At 65.2% G+C, this 16170-nt stretch carries 19 protein-coding genes and 1 tRNA gene; 8 read left to right on the top strand and 12 right to left on the bottom strand.

The window, feature by feature from the left end; all coding sequences use genetic code 11:
• The 4 genes from ACOJTD_RS04465 to ACOJTD_RS04480 all read right to left on the bottom strand — a co-directional run.
• A partial coding sequence (locus ACOJTD_RS04465) for a DUF2339 domain-containing protein (RefSeq protein WP_420131725.1) occupies window positions 1-936 on the bottom strand: 936 nt, incomplete at its 3' end.
• Between the two features lie 53 nt (window positions 937-989).
• The gene (locus tag ACOJTD_RS04470) at window positions 990-2012 is read right to left on the bottom strand and encodes an NUDIX hydrolase (protein ID WP_420131726.1); all 1023 of its coding nucleotides are present in this window, start codon (window positions 2010-2012) and stop codon (window positions 990-992) included.
• A 13-nt stretch (window positions 2013-2025) separates the two neighbouring features.
• Window positions 2026-2532: a tyrosine phosphatase family protein gene (locus tag ACOJTD_RS04475; RefSeq protein WP_420131727.1), complete on the bottom strand. Its 507-nt coding sequence runs from the start codon at window positions 2530-2532 to the stop codon at window positions 2026-2028.
• A gap of 129 nt (window positions 2533-2661) precedes the next feature.
• Window positions 2662-3297, bottom strand: coding sequence for a YfbR-like 5'-deoxynucleotidase (locus ACOJTD_RS04480; protein ID WP_420131728.1), 636 nt, complete (start codon window positions 3295-3297; stop codon window positions 2662-2664).
• Between the two features lie 213 nt (window positions 3298-3510).
• Here ACOJTD_RS04480 and ACOJTD_RS04485 point away from each other — a divergent pair, with 213 nt between their 5' ends.
• Window positions 3511-3684 (top strand): hypothetical protein, encoded by a 174-nt coding sequence (locus ACOJTD_RS04485; RefSeq protein WP_420131729.1) that lies wholly within the window; start codon window positions 3511-3513, stop codon window positions 3682-3684.
• Here the strand turns inward: ACOJTD_RS04485 and ACOJTD_RS04490 are convergent.
• Both ACOJTD_RS04490 and ACOJTD_RS04495 read right to left on the bottom strand, forming a co-directional pair.
• Window positions 3675-4331: a DNA-3-methyladenine glycosylase I gene (locus ACOJTD_RS04490; protein WP_420131730.1), complete on the bottom strand. Its 657-nt coding sequence runs from the start codon at window positions 4329-4331 to the stop codon at window positions 3675-3677. The two genes, ACOJTD_RS04485 and ACOJTD_RS04490, sit on opposite strands and share 10 nt — an antisense overlap.
• Window positions 4328-5209: a YgfZ/GcvT domain-containing protein gene (locus ACOJTD_RS04495; RefSeq protein ID WP_420131731.1), complete on the bottom strand. Its 882-nt coding sequence runs from the start codon at window positions 5207-5209 to the stop codon at window positions 4328-4330. Before ACOJTD_RS04495 ends, ACOJTD_RS04490 begins: the two co-directional genes overlap by 4 nt.
• Before the next feature lie 177 nt (window positions 5210-5386).
• On the opposite strand from ACOJTD_RS04495, the gene ACOJTD_RS04500 reads away from it, so the two are divergent.
• Entirely contained in the window at window positions 5387-6721 is a 1335-nt protein-coding gene (locus ACOJTD_RS04500) for a dihydroorotase (protein ID WP_420131732.1), read from the top strand.
• A 332-nt stretch (window positions 6722-7053) separates the two neighbouring features.
• A complete protein-coding gene (locus ACOJTD_RS04505) occupies window positions 7054-7209 on the top strand; it encodes a hypothetical protein (protein ID WP_420131733.1) in 156 nt (51 codons plus the stop codon).
• A 91-nt stretch (window positions 7210-7300) separates the two neighbouring features.
• Here ACOJTD_RS04505 and ACOJTD_RS04510 read toward each other — a convergent pair whose 3' ends face one another.
• The 4 genes from ACOJTD_RS04510 to ACOJTD_RS04525 all read right to left on the bottom strand — a co-directional run bounded on the left by ACOJTD_RS04510 (window position 7301) and on the right by ACOJTD_RS04525 (window position 9063).
• On the bottom strand, window positions 7301-7564 hold the full coding sequence (locus ACOJTD_RS04510) for a hypothetical protein (RefSeq protein ID WP_420131734.1): 264 nt from the start codon (window positions 7562-7564) through the stop codon (window positions 7301-7303).
• Window positions 7565-7690: 126 nt separating this feature from the next.
• Complete coding sequence (locus ACOJTD_RS04515) at window positions 7691-8068, bottom strand: TIGR02301 family protein (protein WP_420131735.1); 378 nt, start codon at window positions 8066-8068, stop codon at window positions 7691-7693.
• Window positions 8069-8127: 59 nt separating this feature from the next.
• Entirely contained in the window at window positions 8128-8550 is a 423-nt protein-coding gene (locus ACOJTD_RS04520; protein ID WP_420131736.1) for an NUDIX hydrolase, read from the bottom strand.
• Window positions 8551-8556: 6 nt separating this feature from the next.
• Entirely contained in the window at window positions 8557-9063 is a 507-nt protein-coding gene (locus ACOJTD_RS04525; RefSeq protein ID WP_420131788.1) for a hypothetical protein, read from the bottom strand.
• Window positions 9064-9127: 64 nt separating this feature from the next.
• Between ACOJTD_RS04525 and ACOJTD_RS04530 the strand changes: the two genes are divergently transcribed.
• The gene (locus ACOJTD_RS04530; RefSeq protein ID WP_420131789.1) at window positions 9128-9901 is read left to right on the top strand and encodes an SOS response-associated peptidase; all 774 of its coding nucleotides are present in this window, start codon (window positions 9128-9130) and stop codon (window positions 9899-9901) included.
• Window positions 9902-9976: 75 nt separating this feature from the next.
• Here ACOJTD_RS04530 and ACOJTD_RS04535 read toward each other — a convergent pair whose 3' ends face one another.
• Together ACOJTD_RS04535 and ACOJTD_RS04540 are read right to left on the bottom strand one after the other, a co-directional pair.
• A complete protein-coding gene (locus tag ACOJTD_RS04535; protein ID WP_420131737.1) occupies window positions 9977-11404 on the bottom strand; it encodes an FAD-binding oxidoreductase in 1428 nt (475 codons plus the stop codon).
• Window positions 11405-11526: 122 nt separating this feature from the next.
• The gene (locus tag ACOJTD_RS04540; RefSeq protein WP_420131738.1) at window positions 11527-12510 is read right to left on the bottom strand and encodes an L-threonylcarbamoyladenylate synthase; all 984 of its coding nucleotides are present in this window, start codon (window positions 12508-12510) and stop codon (window positions 11527-11529) included.
• Window positions 12511-12746: 236 nt separating this feature from the next.
• Between ACOJTD_RS04540 and ACOJTD_RS04545 the strand changes: the two genes are divergently transcribed.
• From ACOJTD_RS04545 to ACOJTD_RS04560, 4 genes are all read left to right on the top strand, one after another.
• Complete coding sequence (locus ACOJTD_RS04545) at window positions 12747-13649, top strand: helix-turn-helix domain-containing protein (RefSeq protein ID WP_420131739.1); 903 nt, start codon at window positions 12747-12749, stop codon at window positions 13647-13649.
• Window positions 13650-13773: 124 nt separating this feature from the next.
• Window positions 13774-15060, top strand: coding sequence for an MFS transporter (locus ACOJTD_RS04550; protein ID WP_420131740.1), 1287 nt, complete (start codon window positions 13774-13776; stop codon window positions 15058-15060).
• Window positions 15053-15955: an amidohydrolase family protein gene (locus ACOJTD_RS04555; protein ID WP_420131741.1), complete on the top strand. Its 903-nt coding sequence runs from the start codon at window positions 15053-15055 to the stop codon at window positions 15953-15955. The genes ACOJTD_RS04550 and ACOJTD_RS04555 overlap by 8 nt, the downstream gene beginning before the upstream one ends.
• Window positions 15956-16077: 122 nt before the next feature.
• Window positions 16078-16154: transfer RNA gene (locus ACOJTD_RS04560), tRNA-Pro, on the top strand.
• The last annotated feature ends 16 nt before the right edge of the window (window positions 16155-16170 follow it).

Raw genomic sequence — 16170 nt, forward strand, 5'->3', positions numbered from 1 at the left:
GAAGGCCGGCGGCGCCAGTGATTGCGCCGCGATGTCGAGGCCGGGCAGCGTCCACATGAAGGCCAACGCGATCGTCGCCAGCGCCAGCCAGCGCCACAGCCGGATTCGCGCGAGGCCGAACGAAGCCGCGGTGATCACCGCGAGATAGATGTACAGCGCCCAGTAGTCCGGCTTGTCCGACGACACCAGGATCGGCGTGACGAAGCCGGCGACGACGCCAAGACCAGCGAGCGCGGGACCGTGGAGCAACGCCGCCGCGAGCGTGCCGAGCGCCACCAGACCGAGCAGGATGAAGGCGCTGGCCGGCGCGAGGAAGTCGTATAGCGCGTAGGCCGCGTACACGGTCGCGAACGCCACCGCGGTGCCGGCGGCGGTGAGGATCGCTGGGATGTTGGCGATCGGCAGCGCGCGGATGTTGGTGATGTCCTCCTTGCGCCGCGTCCATTCGCCGGCGCCGAGCAGCGCCAGCGCGAACAGACCGCCGAGCAGCACGCGCACGCCGGGGCCGAGCAGGCCTTGCTCGATCGAGTAGCGCACCATGAAGAAGCCGCCGAGCGCCAGCGTCAGGCCGCCGACCCACACCACCCAGCGCGTGCCGATGCGTTCCTCGAAGCCGGGCTTGGCCAGCGGCGTGCTCGCCACCTCGGGCGGGACGGCCGCGGCGGCCGGCTGTTCTGTCGCGGCGAGTGGCGGTTCGACCGGGGCCGTCGCAGTCGTCGCGACCACCTCCGGCTGAAGCTCGGGTGCAAGCGGCGCCTCGCTGACGGCGGGCTCCTGCGACGGCGCTGCTGCGGTTGGGACGCTTGGCCTCGGCGCCAGCGGCTGCCCGGCTTGCAGCGCGTCGAGCCGCGCCTGCAGCGCCAGCGAGCGGGTGTTCGCCTTGCGTGCCAGCACCAGGGCGACGATGGCGATGATGATCGACAGCAGTTCGAGCATTGGGTCTCCAGGCGCGGCGCCCGGATTCGGGGCTCGTCGCGAATATTACGGGATCAGCGGCGGCCGCGCACGCGCAGGCCGGGGGCGGGGCGCTCCTGCAGCACTTCGCGGCGGAAACGAAACAGCGCGGCGGGACGTCCGCCTGTTCGTGTCGACATCTCGCCGGTTGGTTCGACGAGCTTGCCGGCTTCGACCAGCCGGCGGAAATTCTGCTTGTGCAGATGCCGGCCGGAGATCGCCTCGACGGTGTGCTGCAATTCCGTCAGCGTGAATTCCGGCGGCAGCAATTCGAAAACCACCGGGCGGTATTTCAGTTTGGCGCGCAGCCGCGCGATCGCGGTGGCGAGGATGCGGCGATGATCGAACCGCATCGCGACGCCGAGCGGCGGCAGCTTGGCGCGGGCCAGCGCCGCCGGGCGGCCGTCGCGCCGCGCCTCTTCGATCAGGCCGGCTTCGTACAGCAGCTCGTAGCGGTCGAGCACGCGCTCCTCGTCCCACTGCGCACCATCGATGCCGAAATACAGCCGCACCCGGTCCTTGCGCGCCAGCGCACGCGCCGTGTCCGGCTGTTCGGCCTGGTTGGCCCAGGTCGTCAGTTCGGGAATGATGCTCCGCTCGATGATCGCGGGCCGCTGCTCGCGCCAGTCTTCCCACGGGAAGAACCGGTACCACGGTTCGAACGTCGCCCCGGCGGCGCGGGCCGCGTTGTCCACCGCGCGGGTCAGCGCCAGATAGCCGATCGAAGCGACGTGGACGTCGGTGTCGCCGATCCGCGCATGACGGCCGCGGTCGCCGAAGGTGTAAAGCTGCTCGACATAGCCGAGCCGCAGCCCGGTCTGCTCCTCCACCCAGGCGCGCAGCCCGATCTCCAGCGTACGGTGCGAGATCGCGTCGAACGGCCCGTAGGGCAGGCCGAGGCCGGCGCTGCCGCCGGAGGCGGTCAGGATCAGAGGCTCGTTGTTTTCGATCGCCACGATCGCGGCGGTGAGGCCGATCTCGATCGGGATCGGCAAGCCGTCGCCCGAAACCTTGTCGCCGCCTGGAGCCTCGTTGCTGCTCGAAAGCCTGTCGCTCATGCGGTGGCGGTCGTCATTCGAGGTCGACGCGGAACGGCTGTCCCTCGACGCCGAGATTGCCCGGCCCGATCGCGTCCAGCGCGCGCAGCATCCGCCCGTCGCGGCCGAGTGCGCGGTCGGCCAGCGTGACGATCAGCCGATTGGGAAAGGCGCTCGGCGAAGCATCGCGGATCTGCTGCGCGATCGTCAGTTCGTCGCGATGTGGATTGAGCGCGCAGGCGGCCGCGAAGGCGCTCGCGGTCGAGCGGCTGATCCCCGCATAGCAATGCACCACAAGCGGCGCCGCGCGGTCCCAGCCGCGCACGAAGTCGAGCAGGTCGGCGACGTGCGCTTCGTTCGGCGCGACGAAGCCGTCCATATGCTCGGTGATATCATCCATCGAGATCCGCAGATGGTTGACCTCGAGCACCGAAGCGGGGCGCTGCACCTGCTCGACATTGGCCATCACCGACAGGATATGGCTTGCGCCGGTCGCCGCGACGGTCGGGTGCAGGGCTGCGAGGGAGCAGACGTGAATCATGAGGTCTTCCGAAGGTTGCGGGCGATCTTAATCCTGCGCCGGAGGCGGTGAAAGCGCGATGACGCGAGCGATTGCCAACTGGGGACGGCGGCGGAGCCGGCAGATGCTAACGCATCGCAGCAGGCGGCGTCAGCCGGCGAATGCCCCAAGTTTGCCACATAAAGCTTCGAACCGGGCGAGGAACCGCTTTTCCGCCTTCCCGGCCGACCACGGCGTCAGATAATCGTCCTGCATGCTCGCCGGCAGCCCGGGATCGCTGCCGAACAACCGCTTCGCTTCGGCTTTTGTGAAACCGGCCAAGCAGGTTGCCTCAAGGTAAGCGGCGCCGCGATCGGCCGCCTTGATCTGCCGCTCGATCGCCTCGTCGAGTTCCGCCGGCAGCCCGAAGCGAATGTGAATCGCTCCCAACAACCGCTTCTCCACGCTCTTGTAAGACGCCCCAATCACCGCCTTGAACGGCGAGATCATGTCGCCGATGACGTATTCGGGCGCATCATGCAGCAGCGCGGCGAGGCGCAGCCGCGCGTCAACGCGCGGGCTTTTCTCGCGCATCACTGCCTCGACCAGCAGCGTGTGCTGCGCCACTGAGAAAATATGCGCGCCGCTGGTCTGCCCGTTCCAGCGCGCGACCCGTGCGAGTCCGTGGGCGATATCGGCGATCTCGATATCGAGCGGCGACGGATCGAGCAGGTCGAGACGACGGCCGGACAACATGCGTTGCCAGACGCGTTCGTCCGATCGAGAGGGCGGGCCAGCTTTGCTCATGCGGGTTCGTCAGTAGTGCGATTCGGTCCCTATATCGACGACAATCCGCGGTTGCGCTCTCGCCCGGACGCATGTGCCCGATCTCGGCCGCCATGCTGTCGAACTTTTGCGCAATCCGACTGAGAGATTGAGCGGCATTTCAAAATTAAATAAGAAAGAGTAAATTAAATTGGTGGATTCGCCGTCGAGCCGCGTTGTGAGGAGTTTTATTAAATGGCCGGACAGTCTGCCCGCCTTGATCCGAAGCGCTCACCGCCCGATGGCGTACAGGATGTGCACGCGTCCGAGCCTACGCTGGAGTCATTGCAGCAGGAGAACGAGTCGCTGAAGAAGCTCGTCGTAACACTGTCCGAGATGGTGCTGCGGCGGACGGTCGATCAGCGCTGACGTGTAGTCTGCTTCGGCAGTTTTGAGCTGGTGCGCCGCTGCGGCTTGGTCATGGTGCCGCATCGCGCATGGCAATGACAATCGACCAGGTGATCGTTGACCATGCCGACCGCCTGCATGAAGGCGTACACGATGGTCGGCCCGACGAATTTAAATCCGCGCGCCGACAGATCCTTTGAAATTTTAACCGACAGCGGCGTCGAGGCCGGTACGCCCGCGGTGGTCTTGAACGCACTCACCTTCGGCGCACCGCCGACGAAGTCCCACAGCAGTTTCGAAAAGCCGGGGCTTTCTTCCTGAATTTTCAGCCACGCCTTGGCGCTGCCGATCGCCCCCTCGATCTTGGCGCGATTGCGCACGATGCCGACGTCGTTCATCAGCAGCGCGATCTTGTCGGCATCGTAGCGTGCGATCTTGGCAGGTTCGAAATCGTCGAAGGCGCGACGAAAATTGTCGCGCTTGCGCAGGATAGTGATCCACGACAGGCCCGCCTGGAAACCATCGAGGATCAGCTTCTCGAACAGCGCACGATCGTCGTATTCCGGCACGCCCCATTCGGTGTCGTGATAGGCGACATATAGCGGATCATCGCCCGGCCAAGGGCAGCGCATCAGTCCATCGGCGCCGAGGCGGGGACCGCGGCTCATGTGCCGGTCCTGCGTTGCGCAGGCGTCAGTTCCTCCGGGTCGGTGATCGTCAGCGTGGCGCCACCGGCGCTAAGCGGCTGTCCGGCCTCGCGCGCCTCGGCAACACGATCGATCCGCAGCAATGCGAGCCCGCTGCGGGCCCCAGACGAGCCCATGGTGCCGACAGTTTTCTCGCCGGCCAAGATGTCACTGCCAGGTTGCGGGGCCGAGCCTTCGAAGTTGACGCGCACGATGCGCGTGCGCGCGGTGCCGCGATGATGCATCCGCGACACCACTTCCTGGCCGATGTAACAACCCTTGTTGAAATCGACGCCGTGCAACCGGTCCATATTGGCTTCATGCGGGAAGGCGTCCGCATAGCCGAAATCCGTGCCGCCGTTCGGCACGCCACAGGCGATCCGTTGTGCATCATAGTCGCTGATGGCGACCAGCGTTGCGCCCAGCGCGTCGGCGGTCGCCTTTGCCAGCAACTCCGGCACGATGATACGCCAGCCCATCTGCTCCGAGCGCGGGTCGGCGAAGCCCATCTCGGGCGGCTGCGACGGTTCGCCGTCCCACAACGCCAGCACGCCGAGCCGATCGGACAGATTCTCGATCAGCACCTTGGCGCGAAGCTTGTAGAATTTCAGCTTGGTGGCGAGCGGTTCGGCCAGCGCCTTGGGGCAGTCGAGCAGCAGGCCGCCATCGTCTTCGGGCGGCAACTCCGTGATGAAGAAATCGCTGACGATCTTGCCCTGCGGCGTCAGCAGCGCGCCAAACCGGCCCTGTCCGGCGGCGAGCCGCGTCAGGTCGGTCGTGACAAGGCCGTTCAGCAGGTGCCGCGCGTCAGGACCGCTGATCTTGAGCACGCCGCGGTCGGGGAGAAATGTCGCCTTCATCAAATTCTCGATCGAATTCTGTCGAAACGCCGGTCAGGAACATCCTTTGCGGAGACGCCCGGTCCGGCTATGACTGCCAAAATAAGCGGCTCCACTGCGCGCAACAAGGCTGGCTCGAACAAGGCTCGGTCAACAAGCCTTGCAAGACGCGCACCGCCGAGAGGCTTTCGAGGAACCATGACCGGCACATTCGACACGATTCTGAAGGGCGGCACCATCGTCAACCAGGACGGCGAGGCCATCGGCGACATCGGCATCAAGGACGGCCGGATCGCCGCCCTCGGCTCGCTCGGTGCCGAGAAGGCCGGCGAGGTCATCGATTGCCGCGGCCTTCATTTGCTGCCGGGCGTCATCGACACCCAGGTGCATTTCCGCGAGCCCGGCCTGACGCATAAGGAAGATTTGGAGACCGGATCGCGCAGCGCCGTGATGGGCGGCGTAACTGCGGTGTTCGAAATGCCGAATACCAATCCGCTAACGATCACCGAAGAAACCTTCACCGACAAGGTGAAGCGCGCCGAGCATCGCATGCATTGCGACTTCGCGTTCTTCATCGGCGGCACTCGCGACAATGTCGAAGAGCTGCCGAAGCTCGAGCGCGCACGAGGCTGCGCCGGCGTCAAAGTGTTCATCGGCTCGTCGACCGGCAGCCTGCTGGTCGAGGACGATCCCAGTCTGAAGCGCATCCTGTCTGTGATCCAGCGCCGCGCCGCGTTTCACGCCGAGGATGAGTACCGCCTTAACGATCGCAAGGACGAACGCATCGAGGGCGATCCGCGCTCGCATCCGGTGTGGCGCGACGACGTCGCCGCCCTGCAGGCGACGCAGCGGCTGGTAGCGATCGCGCGCGAGACCGGCAAGCGCATCCATGTGCTGCACATCTCGACCCGGCAGGAGATGGAGTTTCTGCGCGAGCACAAGGACGTGGCGTCGGTCGAGGTGACGCCGCATCATCTGACGCTGGTGGCGCCGGAGTGCTACGAGCGGCTCGGCACCAAAGCGCAAATGAATCCGCCGGTGCGCGATGCCTGGCACCGCGACGGCATCTGGCATGGGCTGGCGCAGGGCGTGGTCGACGTGCTGGGCTCCGACCACGCGCCGCACACGCTGGAGGAAAAGGCCAAAACCTATCCGGCATCGCCTTCGGGCATGACGGGGGTGCAGACGCTGGTGCCGACCATGCTGGATCACGTCAATGCCGGCCGGCTGTCGTTGGCCCGCTTTGTCGATCTCACCAGCGCCGGCCCCGCGCGGCTGTTCAACATTGCCTGCAAGGGCCGCATCGCTGCCGGTTTTGACGCCGACTTCACGGTGGTCGATCTCAAGCGCAGCGAGACCATCACCAACGACTGGGTCGCCTCGCGCGCCGGCTGGACACCCTATGACGGCGTTCGCGTCACCGGCTGGCCGGTCGGCACATTCGTGCGCGGTGCCAAGGTGATGTGGCAAGGCGAGCTGACCACGCCGTCGCGCGGTGAGCCCGTGCGGTTTCTGGAGACGCTGAAGGCGTAGGCAAGCCGGCTCGCTTCGCGACCTTTAGTTAGTTGGATTTCTCCGTCGTGGCCGGACTCGTCCCGCTTGCCCGGCCGTAGCCGCTTCGCTGCGCGAACGCTCGCGGGCGGCAACCTGCGTCGTTTTGTCAGTACCTCCGGGGAACTCCGGTGGGGGATTCTGCGTATCCTCGCCGCAAGCATCTTCAGCGATGATGCATCCGATTCGGCTGGCGCCCGCCGGATCGGGTTCGAACGTTGGTTAATAGCAAATCAACGAATGCGGCGCAGCCTACGACAGTCGCAACGATCGCCGGGTCGTCGAGTGACCGATACGCTTGAGGGGGATTCCAGATGGAAGCTCAGAAGACCGCGGTCGATGCCATCGTGACCTTGACCGGATGTGACCGCGCCGCCGTGACCGAGTTCATCCGCCGTTTCTATCTGGCGGGCGTCAAGGATCCAAAGCGGCTGACGTTCAAGGGGCTGCAGGCCTTCGCTCGCAGCTGAGACGCGAACCTCTACCTAGGCTGGCCTGCGGTCGTCGAGGCGCGGCGCACTTGTGGCTTGCTGATCAGAAGGTGTTAGCGCTTTGTCGCGCTTACTGCTTCGCCAGCGCGACAGAGAACTCGCCATTGCGCACGCGGCCGGGTAGGCCCTCGACGAACTTCGCCACGGCATCTTCGCCGTAGGTCCCGACGAGCTCCGCGAAGGCGGTGAACAGGCTCGCCTGCGCCAAGCAGTCGCCGTCCACACCGTCGTGCAAAGCTTCGGCCCAGGCTTCGCTGAGATAGCTGAGGGCAGTCTGCTTCTGCTCGCGGTCAGCCTGCAGGTCGCGCTCGGAAGGGTAAGTCGTGACGCTCATGAATCTCAACAAGGTATGGCCCGGTCCACTGCGGACCGGCAATATCGAAGTGTTACCACGCGCAGTGGCGCCCGCTAGGCAGTTCTTTAGGAAAGGTTAACGGCCTGGGATAATTCCCAGGTGTGCTCAGTTCGCGTAACGGGCGGTCAGGTCCCGCGAGATCTTGGAACCCTCTTCGAGATATCGGCGAATCGCCACCTTGGCGGCCGGCGTGCAGGTCCGATAGGTCTGCTGGAACCCGTTATAGCCGCGGTTGAATCCAGCGATCAGCCGGGTGCGACGCTCTCCCGAGGGAGTTTCCGCGTCGATCAGGGCTTGCATTTCGTTGCGCCATTTGGCGCCCTCGTTGCTGCCGCAGATCCCGCGCAGATAGTGCAACGTCCCCAGAATTTCGGCGAATCGCTGGAGGTCGGCATCGAACGGCGCGGCGCCGTCCTGCGCACGCGCCGGTGCCAGGCTGCAGGTCGCAACCACGAGTGAAATGGCGAACAGGCGCTTCAGCATGAGGGGATCCCGACGCGGCCTGATAGGCCTTTTCGCCCGCAGCGGCAAGCGATGGCGGATCAGGTGCCGATCAGGGCATATGCGGTGGCGACAATGCCGGGAAGGCCTTCGGTCACCTTGAAATCGCCAACCGCCGCTGGCGCCACCCAGACCGCATCGTCGAGTTCGTCATTCAGCGCAGGCTCGCCCCGGGTCCAGCGAGCCGCGAAAGATAGAATCACATAGTGGCCGGCATGGCTTGGTCCCGGCACCACTTCGCGCCAGCCGGCGAGGCCGGCGATGGAGACCGTCATCGAAGTTTCTTCCGCGATCTCTCGGGCCAGAGCGGTCTCCAGCGTTTCGCCGTATTCGACCCGTCCGCCGGGCAGTGAATAGAACCCCTTGCCGGGCGAGCGGGCGCGGCGCACCAGCAAGACGCGGCCGTCGCGGAAAATCGATGCGCTGACGGCAAGCTGGGGATGGCGGGGAGGCTCGGGCGTCACGGCAGCTCAGTGCGACATGATGAAATCGACGTCGGCGGCGCTGCCCTGGCCGTTGATGATGCCGCCCGCGCGGCCGATCAGCGGCTTGATCCAGCCGACCGCTTCCTCGGCCAGCTTGGTGCGCGTCGAGTCCTGACTGGCGCTGCGCATTGCCTCGCCTATCGCCGAGAGAATCGCCGTCATGTTGCTGGTGACTTCGTCGAAGTCCTGGCGAATGCCCGGGTCGGCATGCTCATAGGCTTCGATCGCCAGATCCCGCGCCTTGAAATTCGAGAGCTTGAAGTGTTCCGCATAGGACAACGGTTGCCAGCCGAGAAAATCCTCGGAGCACTCCGGCATATCCGGGATCATCTCCAGCAGCATGATGGCTTCGTTGAAGTGATTCAGATAGTCGGTGGCGAGACCGGTTTTCGGATTGATATTGGCAGCCGACAGTTCCGCCGCACGCGCTGCGGCCTCTGCGCCACCCGATGCACTTGGGCGCTGTGTGGGGCTGGTCTGCATGGATGCCATCATTGGTATTCTTCGGATACCGGGGTTAATAGGCTCTGAAGAATCCACCTGGGATAAACGCGCAATGTGCGGACGCTTTGTCATTACTTCTGCACCGGCCGCGATCCGCCAGGCGTTCGCCTATGTGGATCAGCCGAACTTCCCGGCCCGCTACAACATCGCGCCCACGCAGCCGGTTCCAGTCGTCATCGCGGATGGCGGCGCGCGTCGATTCCGGCTGATGCGGTGGGGCTTCCTGCCAGCTTGGGTGAAGGATCCGAAGTCCTTCTCCCTCGTCATCAACGCGCGTGCCGAGACGGTGCTGGAGAAGCCGGCGTTTCGTAACGCGATCCGGAGACGGCGCTGTCTCGTGCCCAGCGACGGCTACTACGAGTGGAAAGTGACGGGATCACGCAAGCAACCGTATTTCATCCATCCGCAAAACGACGCGCCGATCGGCTTTGCCGGCATCTGGGAAACCTGGGTCGGGCCGAACGGTGAGGAACTCGATACGCTTGCGATCGTCACCACGGCCGCCAAAGGCAGCATGACCGAGTTGCACGACCGGGTGCCGGTGACCGTCGCGCCGCAGGACTACGCGCGTTGGCTCGATGCCGATGAGACCGATGTCGAAAGCGTCATCGCGCTGTTGCGGCCGCCGCCGGAAGGTCAGTTCGTCTGGCATCCGGTATCTGCCGCAGTCAATCGCGCCGCCACCGACAATCCGCAACTGATCCTGCCGATCTCGGACGAAGAATTGCGGGCTATCGAAGCGCCGCCTCCCACACAGTCCGCAACGAAGCGGGCCGTGCGGACGAAGCCTTCGACCGACGACAGCGGGCAGGGCTCTCTGTTCTAATCAGCGTGATGCGCAGGTCTTCCGAGCCGGAGGCAATCTGTCTCGGAAGATGGCCGTTGTGCCCGAGCGGCGAGACTACACTACCTTGCCCGGGTTCATGATGTCGTGCGGATCGAGCAGCGACTTGATCGACCGCATCAGCTCCATCGCGGTGGCGTCTTTCACGCCGGGTAGCTCGTCGCGCTTCATCACGCCGATTCCGTGTTCGGCCGAGATAGAGCCGCCATGGCGCAGCACGATGGCGAAGACGACGCTGTTCACCTCGTGCCAGCGCGCGAGAAACGCGGTTTTGTCGGCCCCCGGCGGCTGGCTGACATTGTAGTGGATGTTGCCGTCGCCGAGATGGCCGAAGGGCACCGGCCGGGCACCGGGGATCAGCTCGACAACCGCAGCGTTCGCCTCTTCGATGAACTGCGGCACCGCGGCCACCGGCACCGAGATGTCGTGCTTGATCGAGCCACCTTCAGGCTTCTGCGCCGGCGAGATTTCCTCGCGCAGTTTCCAAAACGCTTCCTGCTGCTGCAGGGACGCGGCGATCGCCGCGTCATCGACGATGCCGTCCTCGAAACCACGCTCGAGAATTGCTTCCAATGCGCCGCGGATATCATCGCGCATTGAGGATAGTTCCATGAGTACGTACCACGGATAACGGCTTTCCAGCGGATCGCGGTTGTGAGCGTGGCGCACCGAGAAATCGAGAGCGATTTCGGCGATCAGTTCGAAGCTGGTGAGGCTGCCGGCGGCTTGACCCTGGGCGATTCCGAGCAGCTTCAGCGCAGCTTCGGGCGATTGTAGCCCGACAAACGCGGTTTCGACCGCGCGCGGTTTCGGAAACAGCTTCAGCGTCGCCGCCGTGATGATACCCAGCGTGCCTTCGGCACCGATGAACAGATCGCGCAGATCGTAGCCGGTGTTATCCTTCTTCAGCTTCGACAGCAGGTTCAGCACCCGGCCGTCGGCGAGGACAACTTCGACGCCGAGGGCCATGTCGCGCGCAAGTCCATAAGCGAGCGCTGCCGTGCCGCCGGCATTGGTCGAGAGATTGCCGCCAATGGTGCAACTTCCCTGCGCACCGAGCGACAGCGGAAACAGTCGATCGACGCTGGCGGCTCGCTCCTGCGCGGTCTGCAGGATGACGCCGGCTTCGACCGTCATGGTGTTCGATGCGAGGTCGATCTCGCGGATCTTGTCCATCCGCTTCAGCGAAATCACCACCTCGCCATTGTGCGGCGTCTGACCTCCGACAAGGCCCGTATTGCCGCCTTGCGGCACCAGCGCGATGCGCTCTTCGTGCGCCAGTTTGCAGATCGCAGAAACTTCATTCGTCGAGCCGGGGCGCAGCACCAGCGGCGAGTGGCCGTGATACAGATTGCGCTCCTCGGTGACATAGCCCTCGAGTTCGAGCGGATCGGTCAGCGCGTGCTTGTCGCCGACGATCGCCGTGAAGCGCGCGATCAGGTCGGGCGACAAGGAGACGGGCGAAGCTGATGTGGCGATATTCATGTTGTTTCCTCTTCCCTGTCGTTGCGAGAAGGCCGGCGACGAAGCGATCAGGATCGTGGGTCAGGAATCTCGAGATTGCTTCGCGCCGCTCGCCGCGACGTAACGATTTGTTTGTCCCGTAATCATGGGCGCGGAGCCGCGGCACGACGCAGGCGATCATTGATTGCTTCGCCGAGCCCGTGCGTTGGGATGGGCATCACCGCGATTGCGCGTACACCAGCGGCATCGAGCTCGCGTAGCGCGCCGAACAGATGCGCCGCGGCTTCGGCAAGGTCGCCGCGCGGTGACAGATTGCGGACTGCAACGGCCGCTTCTGAGCCCGGAGGCAGATCCGATCCGAAAGCGAGCAGCGCTTCACCCTGCTCGATCCGCGTGGCGCCGAGCCGGACGTTCGCGTGAGGCGCGTAGTGCGACGCCAGCATTCCCGGGGCGACCGGCGCGTGGCCGGCATCAGCAACCGTCGCCGCCGCGATCAGAGCGCGCCCGAGGACACGCTCGATCGCTTCCCGCGGTACGCCGCCGGGCCGCAGCAGCACGGGCGAGCCGAGACAGCCGACGATCGTGGACTCGACGCCCACGATCACCGGGCCGCCATCGACGATCGCATCGATACGTCCACTGAGATCAGCCGCCACGTGAGCTGCCGTGGTCGGTGAGACATGGCCGGAGCGGTTCGCGGACGGCGCCACCACGGCACCGCCGAACGCGCGCAGCATCGATTGCGCGATCGGATGAGCCGGCACCCGAAGCGCCACACTGTCGAGCCCGGCGGTGGCCAGATCGCAGACCGGACAATTCTCCGCCTTCGGTAGCACAAGCGTGAGAGGGCCGGGCCAGAAGGCCTCGGCCAATCGCAACGCCACGTCGTCGAACCGGGCGATCGTGCGAGCCGCATTGAGATCGGCGACATGAGCGATCAGCGGATTGAATGACGGCCGCCCTTTGGCGGCGTACAGCCGGGCCACGGCGTCGGCATTGGAGGCGTCCGCCCCCAGCCCGTACACCGTCTCGGTCGGGAACGCGACCAGGCCACCGCGGTGCAAAGTCTGCGCGGCAGTCTGTGCGTCCTCGGCGGTCAGCAAGATGGTGGTCGGGTCGAGCATCATGCCCGGTTCATAGCTCAATTCGTGCAGATGCGAAGTAGCAAAGTCGACGCGCTGCGCTGCATCACACGCGGGAGCCACCCTGCTCGACCGGGAGGCGACGCTCGCGCAAATCGCGAATCCGGCATTGCTCCGCGCCCGATATCACCGCGGAAGAAGCTCGCATAATGCTGCGCGGCGGGCTTGCAACGGATTTCAATATAGAGTGAGGATAGTTTGTTCACACAGGCGCTTCTTCAATGCAACTCAACCCGCTGCTTCATGCCGAACGCGTCACCGGCCGCAGGCAATCCGCACTGATCGATCTTTGGTCAACGACCGGATTTGCCGCCGCCGTGAGCGAAGTGACGGGGCCGCACCTCTATGAGTTCGGCGAATTGCCGGTCCCGACCGTGGCCATCACGCTGTACGACGTCCGCCGCCACGTCCTGATCGAGAACGGCAAGGTGCGCCGCGATGCGCCCGTCCGCGCCGGACGGTTTCGCATCGGTCAGCCGGGACGGCGGGTCGTTGTGGATGCCGTGCCCGATACCAATCAGGGCAAGCTGTTGCTGCTTTATCTCGGCGAGCCGCTGCTCAAGGATGTCGGACGTTCGCTGGGCGCAGCCGATGCGATCGCGCTGCGCGACACCGCCTGGGACGTCGACGATGCGCTGCTCGAAGTGGCGGCGAAGCGCCTCGTCGAGGCCAGCGAAAGCGGTGGGCGGCCGAACGCGCTGCTCGCCGAGCAGCTCGCCTACACGCTCGCGCTGCATCTGACGGACCGCTATTCGGCGCTTCGGTCGATCGCGGCCGAGCAGACCGTACTTCTGGAAATGCCGGTGCGCGATCGGATCGCCGAATTCGTGCGTTCCGATCCCGGGGCGCCGATTACTTTGGCCGCGATGGCAGAGGTGGCGGGGATGAGCCCCTCCAACTTCATCCGCAGCTTCAAACGCTCCACCGGAATGACACCCCATCGGTTCGTGGTGGAACAGCGCATTGCCGCCGCCCGTCGGCTGCTGGAAGCCTCTGATCTGCCGATCGTGGAGATCGCCTTGGGCGTCGGCTTCTCGTCGCAGTCGCATTTCGGTGTCGCGTTCCGTCAGGTGACCGGTGAGAGCCCGGCGCGCTATCGCCGGCTGCAGCGCGGACGCGAGTAATTTTTCGACAGAAAGCTGCGCGCTCCGCAGTCGCCCGGCGATTTTTCGGCAGACGCATTCTCGCGATTGATAAATTTGTCGCGCACGACGGTCGCCCGGTGAAGGCGAACGAGGGAGGATACGTATGACGACATCTTCGAGCACGGTGGCGCCGATCACGGACACCAGCCTGACCGGCTTCTACAAAGACATGACCGTTCCCGAGAAGCGGACCTTCTGGGCCTGCGCGACCGGTTGGGCGCTCGACGGCATGGACTTCATGATCTACCCGCTGGTGATCGGCACGATCATCGCGCTGTGGAAGGTCGATGCCGGCTCGGCCGGGCTCGCCGGCACCGTGACGCTGCTGGCATCGGCGGTCGGCGGCTGGGCTGCCGGCTACCTGGCGGACCGGATCGGACGCGTCCGCACGCTGCAGTTCACCATCATCTGGTTCTCGCTGTTCTCGCTGCTGTGCGCGTTCGCGCAGAACTTCGAGCAATTGCTGATCCTGCGGGCGCTGCTCGGCTTCGGCTTCGGCGGCGAGTGGGCCGCCGGCGCGGTGCTGATCGGCGAGACGATCCGTCCGCAGTATCGCGGCCGCGCGGTCGGCTCGGTGCAGTCGGGCTGGGCCGTCGGCTGGGGCATGGCGGTGCTGGCGCAGGCTGCGCTGTTCTCGCTGCTGCCGGCCGATCAGGCGTGGCGCTGGATGTTCGCGATCGGCGCGCTGCCGGCGCTGCTGGTGCTGTATCTGCGCGCTTATGTGAAGGAGCCCGAGGTTGCTGTGCAAACGCGCGCCAAGCTGACGGCGGCGGGCGGCAGCCGTTCGATTCTTGCGATCTTCCAGGGCCGTATTCTCAAGACGACCATCCTGGCGTCGCTGGTCGCGACCGGATGTCAGGGCGGTTACTACGCGATCACCTTCTGGGTGCCGCGCTTCCTCACGACCGAGCGCAAGCTGTCGATCGTCGGTTCGACCGGCTATTTGGCGACGCTGATCGTCGGCTCGTTCGTCGGCTATCTGGTCGGCGCGTGGTTCGCCGATCGGTTCGGCCGGCGCAATTTGTTCCTCACTTTCTCGCTGGGCGCGATGGTGGTGGTGCTGGCCTATACGCAGCTTCCGCTGTCGAATGAACTGCTCTGGGTGCTCGGCTTCCCGCTCGGCTTCTTCGCCTCGGGCTATTTCTCCGGCATGGGGGCGTTTCTGACGGAGTTGTTTCCGACCAGCCTGCGCGGCTCGGGGCAGGGCTTCTGCTACAATTTCGGCCGCGGCGTCGGTGCGTTGTTTCCGTTCCTGGTCGGCTATCTGTCGCAGGTCACGACGCTGGCGAACGCCATCTGCTTGTTCGCTGTGTTCGCCTATGTGCTGTTCTTCGCGGCCGCCTACGCGCTGCCGGAGACGCGCGGCACGGTGCTGAGCGCCGATGAGTAAGCCGGGAATGCCGACGGATTCGGCCCCGGCCTGTCCGGGGCCTGATCCGTCGCCGCGCCGACCGACGCGATTCGTCGTGCCACGGGGGGCAGTCGATACGCACGCCCATGTCATCGGCCTGCCGCCGGCCCATCCTTTCGTCGAGGCCCGCAGCTACACGCCGCCAGCGGCCACGCCGGAATCCTATCTGGCGATGCTCGATGCCACCGGCATGACGTACGGCGTGCTGGTGCAGGTCAGCGTGCACGGCACCGACAACAGCCTGATGCTGGAAACGCTGCAGGCCCATCGTGATCGGCTGAAGGGCATCGCGGTGATCCCGCTCGGCCTTTCGGACAGCGAACTGGCGGCGCTCGAAGAGGCCGGCGTCGTCGGGCTGCGGCTCAACATTCTGTATGGCGGCGGCATCGGCTTTGAACGCGTCGGCGATTACGCGGCGCTCGCCAAGGAGTTGGGGTGGCACCTGCAATTCCTGATCGCTGCCAAGGATCTGGTGCCGCTGGCGCCACAGCTCGGGCGGCTGCCGGTGCCGTTCATCGTCGACCATTGGGGGCATTTTCCGGTGTCGCGCGGCATCGACGATCCGGGCTTTCAGACCCTGGTGTCGCTCGTGCGCGACGGCGGCTGGGTCAAGCTATCGGGCGCCTATCGCAACTCGGTCGCGGGCTTCCGCTATGCCGATACGATCCCGTTCGCCCGGCTGTTGCACCACACCGCTCCGGATCGCTGCGTGTGGGGCAGCGACTGGCCGCATGTGGCGACTTGGAACCATATGATGAATGTCGGCGATCTGCTCGATCTGCTCGCCGATTGGGTGCCTGATGCGGCCGCCCGCGACGCCGTCCTTACCTCTAACGCGCACCGTTTGTACGGCTTTTCGCCTGCGCCGCGCTGAAGCCGGCCTCGCTCGCCTGCCGCACGGCCCGCAGGGCGGCGGTTGGATCAAAATCCTGCACAATATCCCCATAGGAAAGCTTGCGAAGCCGGAAGGTGGACGCTATAAGCCGCCCACCTTGTCGGAGTGTGGCTCAGCCCGGTAGAGCACTGCGTTCGGGACGCAGGGGTCGCAGGTTCGAATCCTGCCACTCCGACCAAGATTTCCCCGAAAAA

It is taken from the genome of Rhodopseudomonas sp. (genome assembly GCF_048594845.1).
In the GTDB taxonomy this organism is placed as follows: Bacteria; Pseudomonadota; Alphaproteobacteria; order Rhizobiales; family Xanthobacteraceae; genus Rhodopseudomonas.

Bases quoted from the DNA above. Each gene is read 5' to 3' on its own strand.
- ACOJTD_RS04470 (WP_420131726.1), bottom strand. From the start codon at position 2,012: ATGAGCGACAGGCTTTCGAGCAGCAACGAGGCTCCAGGCGGCGACAAG.
- ACOJTD_RS04475 (WP_420131727.1), bottom strand. From the start codon at position 2,532: ATGATTCACGTCTGCTCCCTCGCAGCCCTGCACCCGACCGTCGCGGCG.
- ACOJTD_RS04480 (WP_420131728.1), bottom strand. From the start codon at position 3,297: ATGAGCAAAGCTGGCCCGCCCTCTCGATCGGACGAACGCGTCTGGCAA.
- ACOJTD_RS04485 (WP_420131729.1), top strand. From the start codon at position 3,511: ATGGCCGGACAGTCTGCCCGCCTTGATCCGAAGCGCTCACCGCCCGAT.
- ACOJTD_RS04490 (WP_420131730.1), bottom strand. From the start codon at position 4,331: ATGAGCCGCGGTCCCCGCCTCGGCGCCGATGGACTGATGCGCTGCCCT.
- ACOJTD_RS04495 (WP_420131731.1), bottom strand. From the start codon at position 5,209: ATGAAGGCGACATTTCTCCCCGACCGCGGCGTGCTCAAGATCAGCGGT.
- ACOJTD_RS04500 (WP_420131732.1), top strand. From the start codon at position 5,387: ATGACCGGCACATTCGACACGATTCTGAAGGGCGGCACCATCGTCAAC.
- ACOJTD_RS04505 (WP_420131733.1), top strand. From the start codon at position 7,054: ATGGAAGCTCAGAAGACCGCGGTCGATGCCATCGTGACCTTGACCGGA.
- ACOJTD_RS04510 (WP_420131734.1), bottom strand. From the start codon at position 7,564: ATGAGCGTCACGACTTACCCTTCCGAGCGCGACCTGCAGGCTGACCGC.
- ACOJTD_RS04515 (WP_420131735.1), bottom strand. From the start codon at position 8,068: ATGCTGAAGCGCCTGTTCGCCATTTCACTCGTGGTTGCGACCTGCAGC.
- ACOJTD_RS04525 (WP_420131788.1), bottom strand. From the start codon at position 9,063: ATGGCATCCATGCAGACCAGCCCCACACAGCGCCCAAGTGCATCGGGT.
- ACOJTD_RS04530 (WP_420131789.1), top strand. From the start codon at position 9,128: ATGTGCGGACGCTTTGTCATTACTTCTGCACCGGCCGCGATCCGCCAG.
- ACOJTD_RS04535 (WP_420131737.1), bottom strand. From the start codon at position 11,404: ATGAATATCGCCACATCAGCTTCGCCCGTCTCCTTGTCGCCCGACCTG.
- ACOJTD_RS04540 (WP_420131738.1), bottom strand. From the start codon at position 12,510: ATGATGCTCGACCCGACCACCATCTTGCTGACCGCCGAGGACGCACAG.
- ACOJTD_RS04545 (WP_420131739.1), top strand. From the start codon at position 12,747: ATGCAACTCAACCCGCTGCTTCATGCCGAACGCGTCACCGGCCGCAGG.
- ACOJTD_RS04550 (WP_420131740.1), top strand. From the start codon at position 13,774: ATGACGACATCTTCGAGCACGGTGGCGCCGATCACGGACACCAGCCTG.
- ACOJTD_RS04555 (WP_420131741.1), top strand. From the start codon at position 15,053: ATGAGTAAGCCGGGAATGCCGACGGATTCGGCCCCGGCCTGTCCGGGG.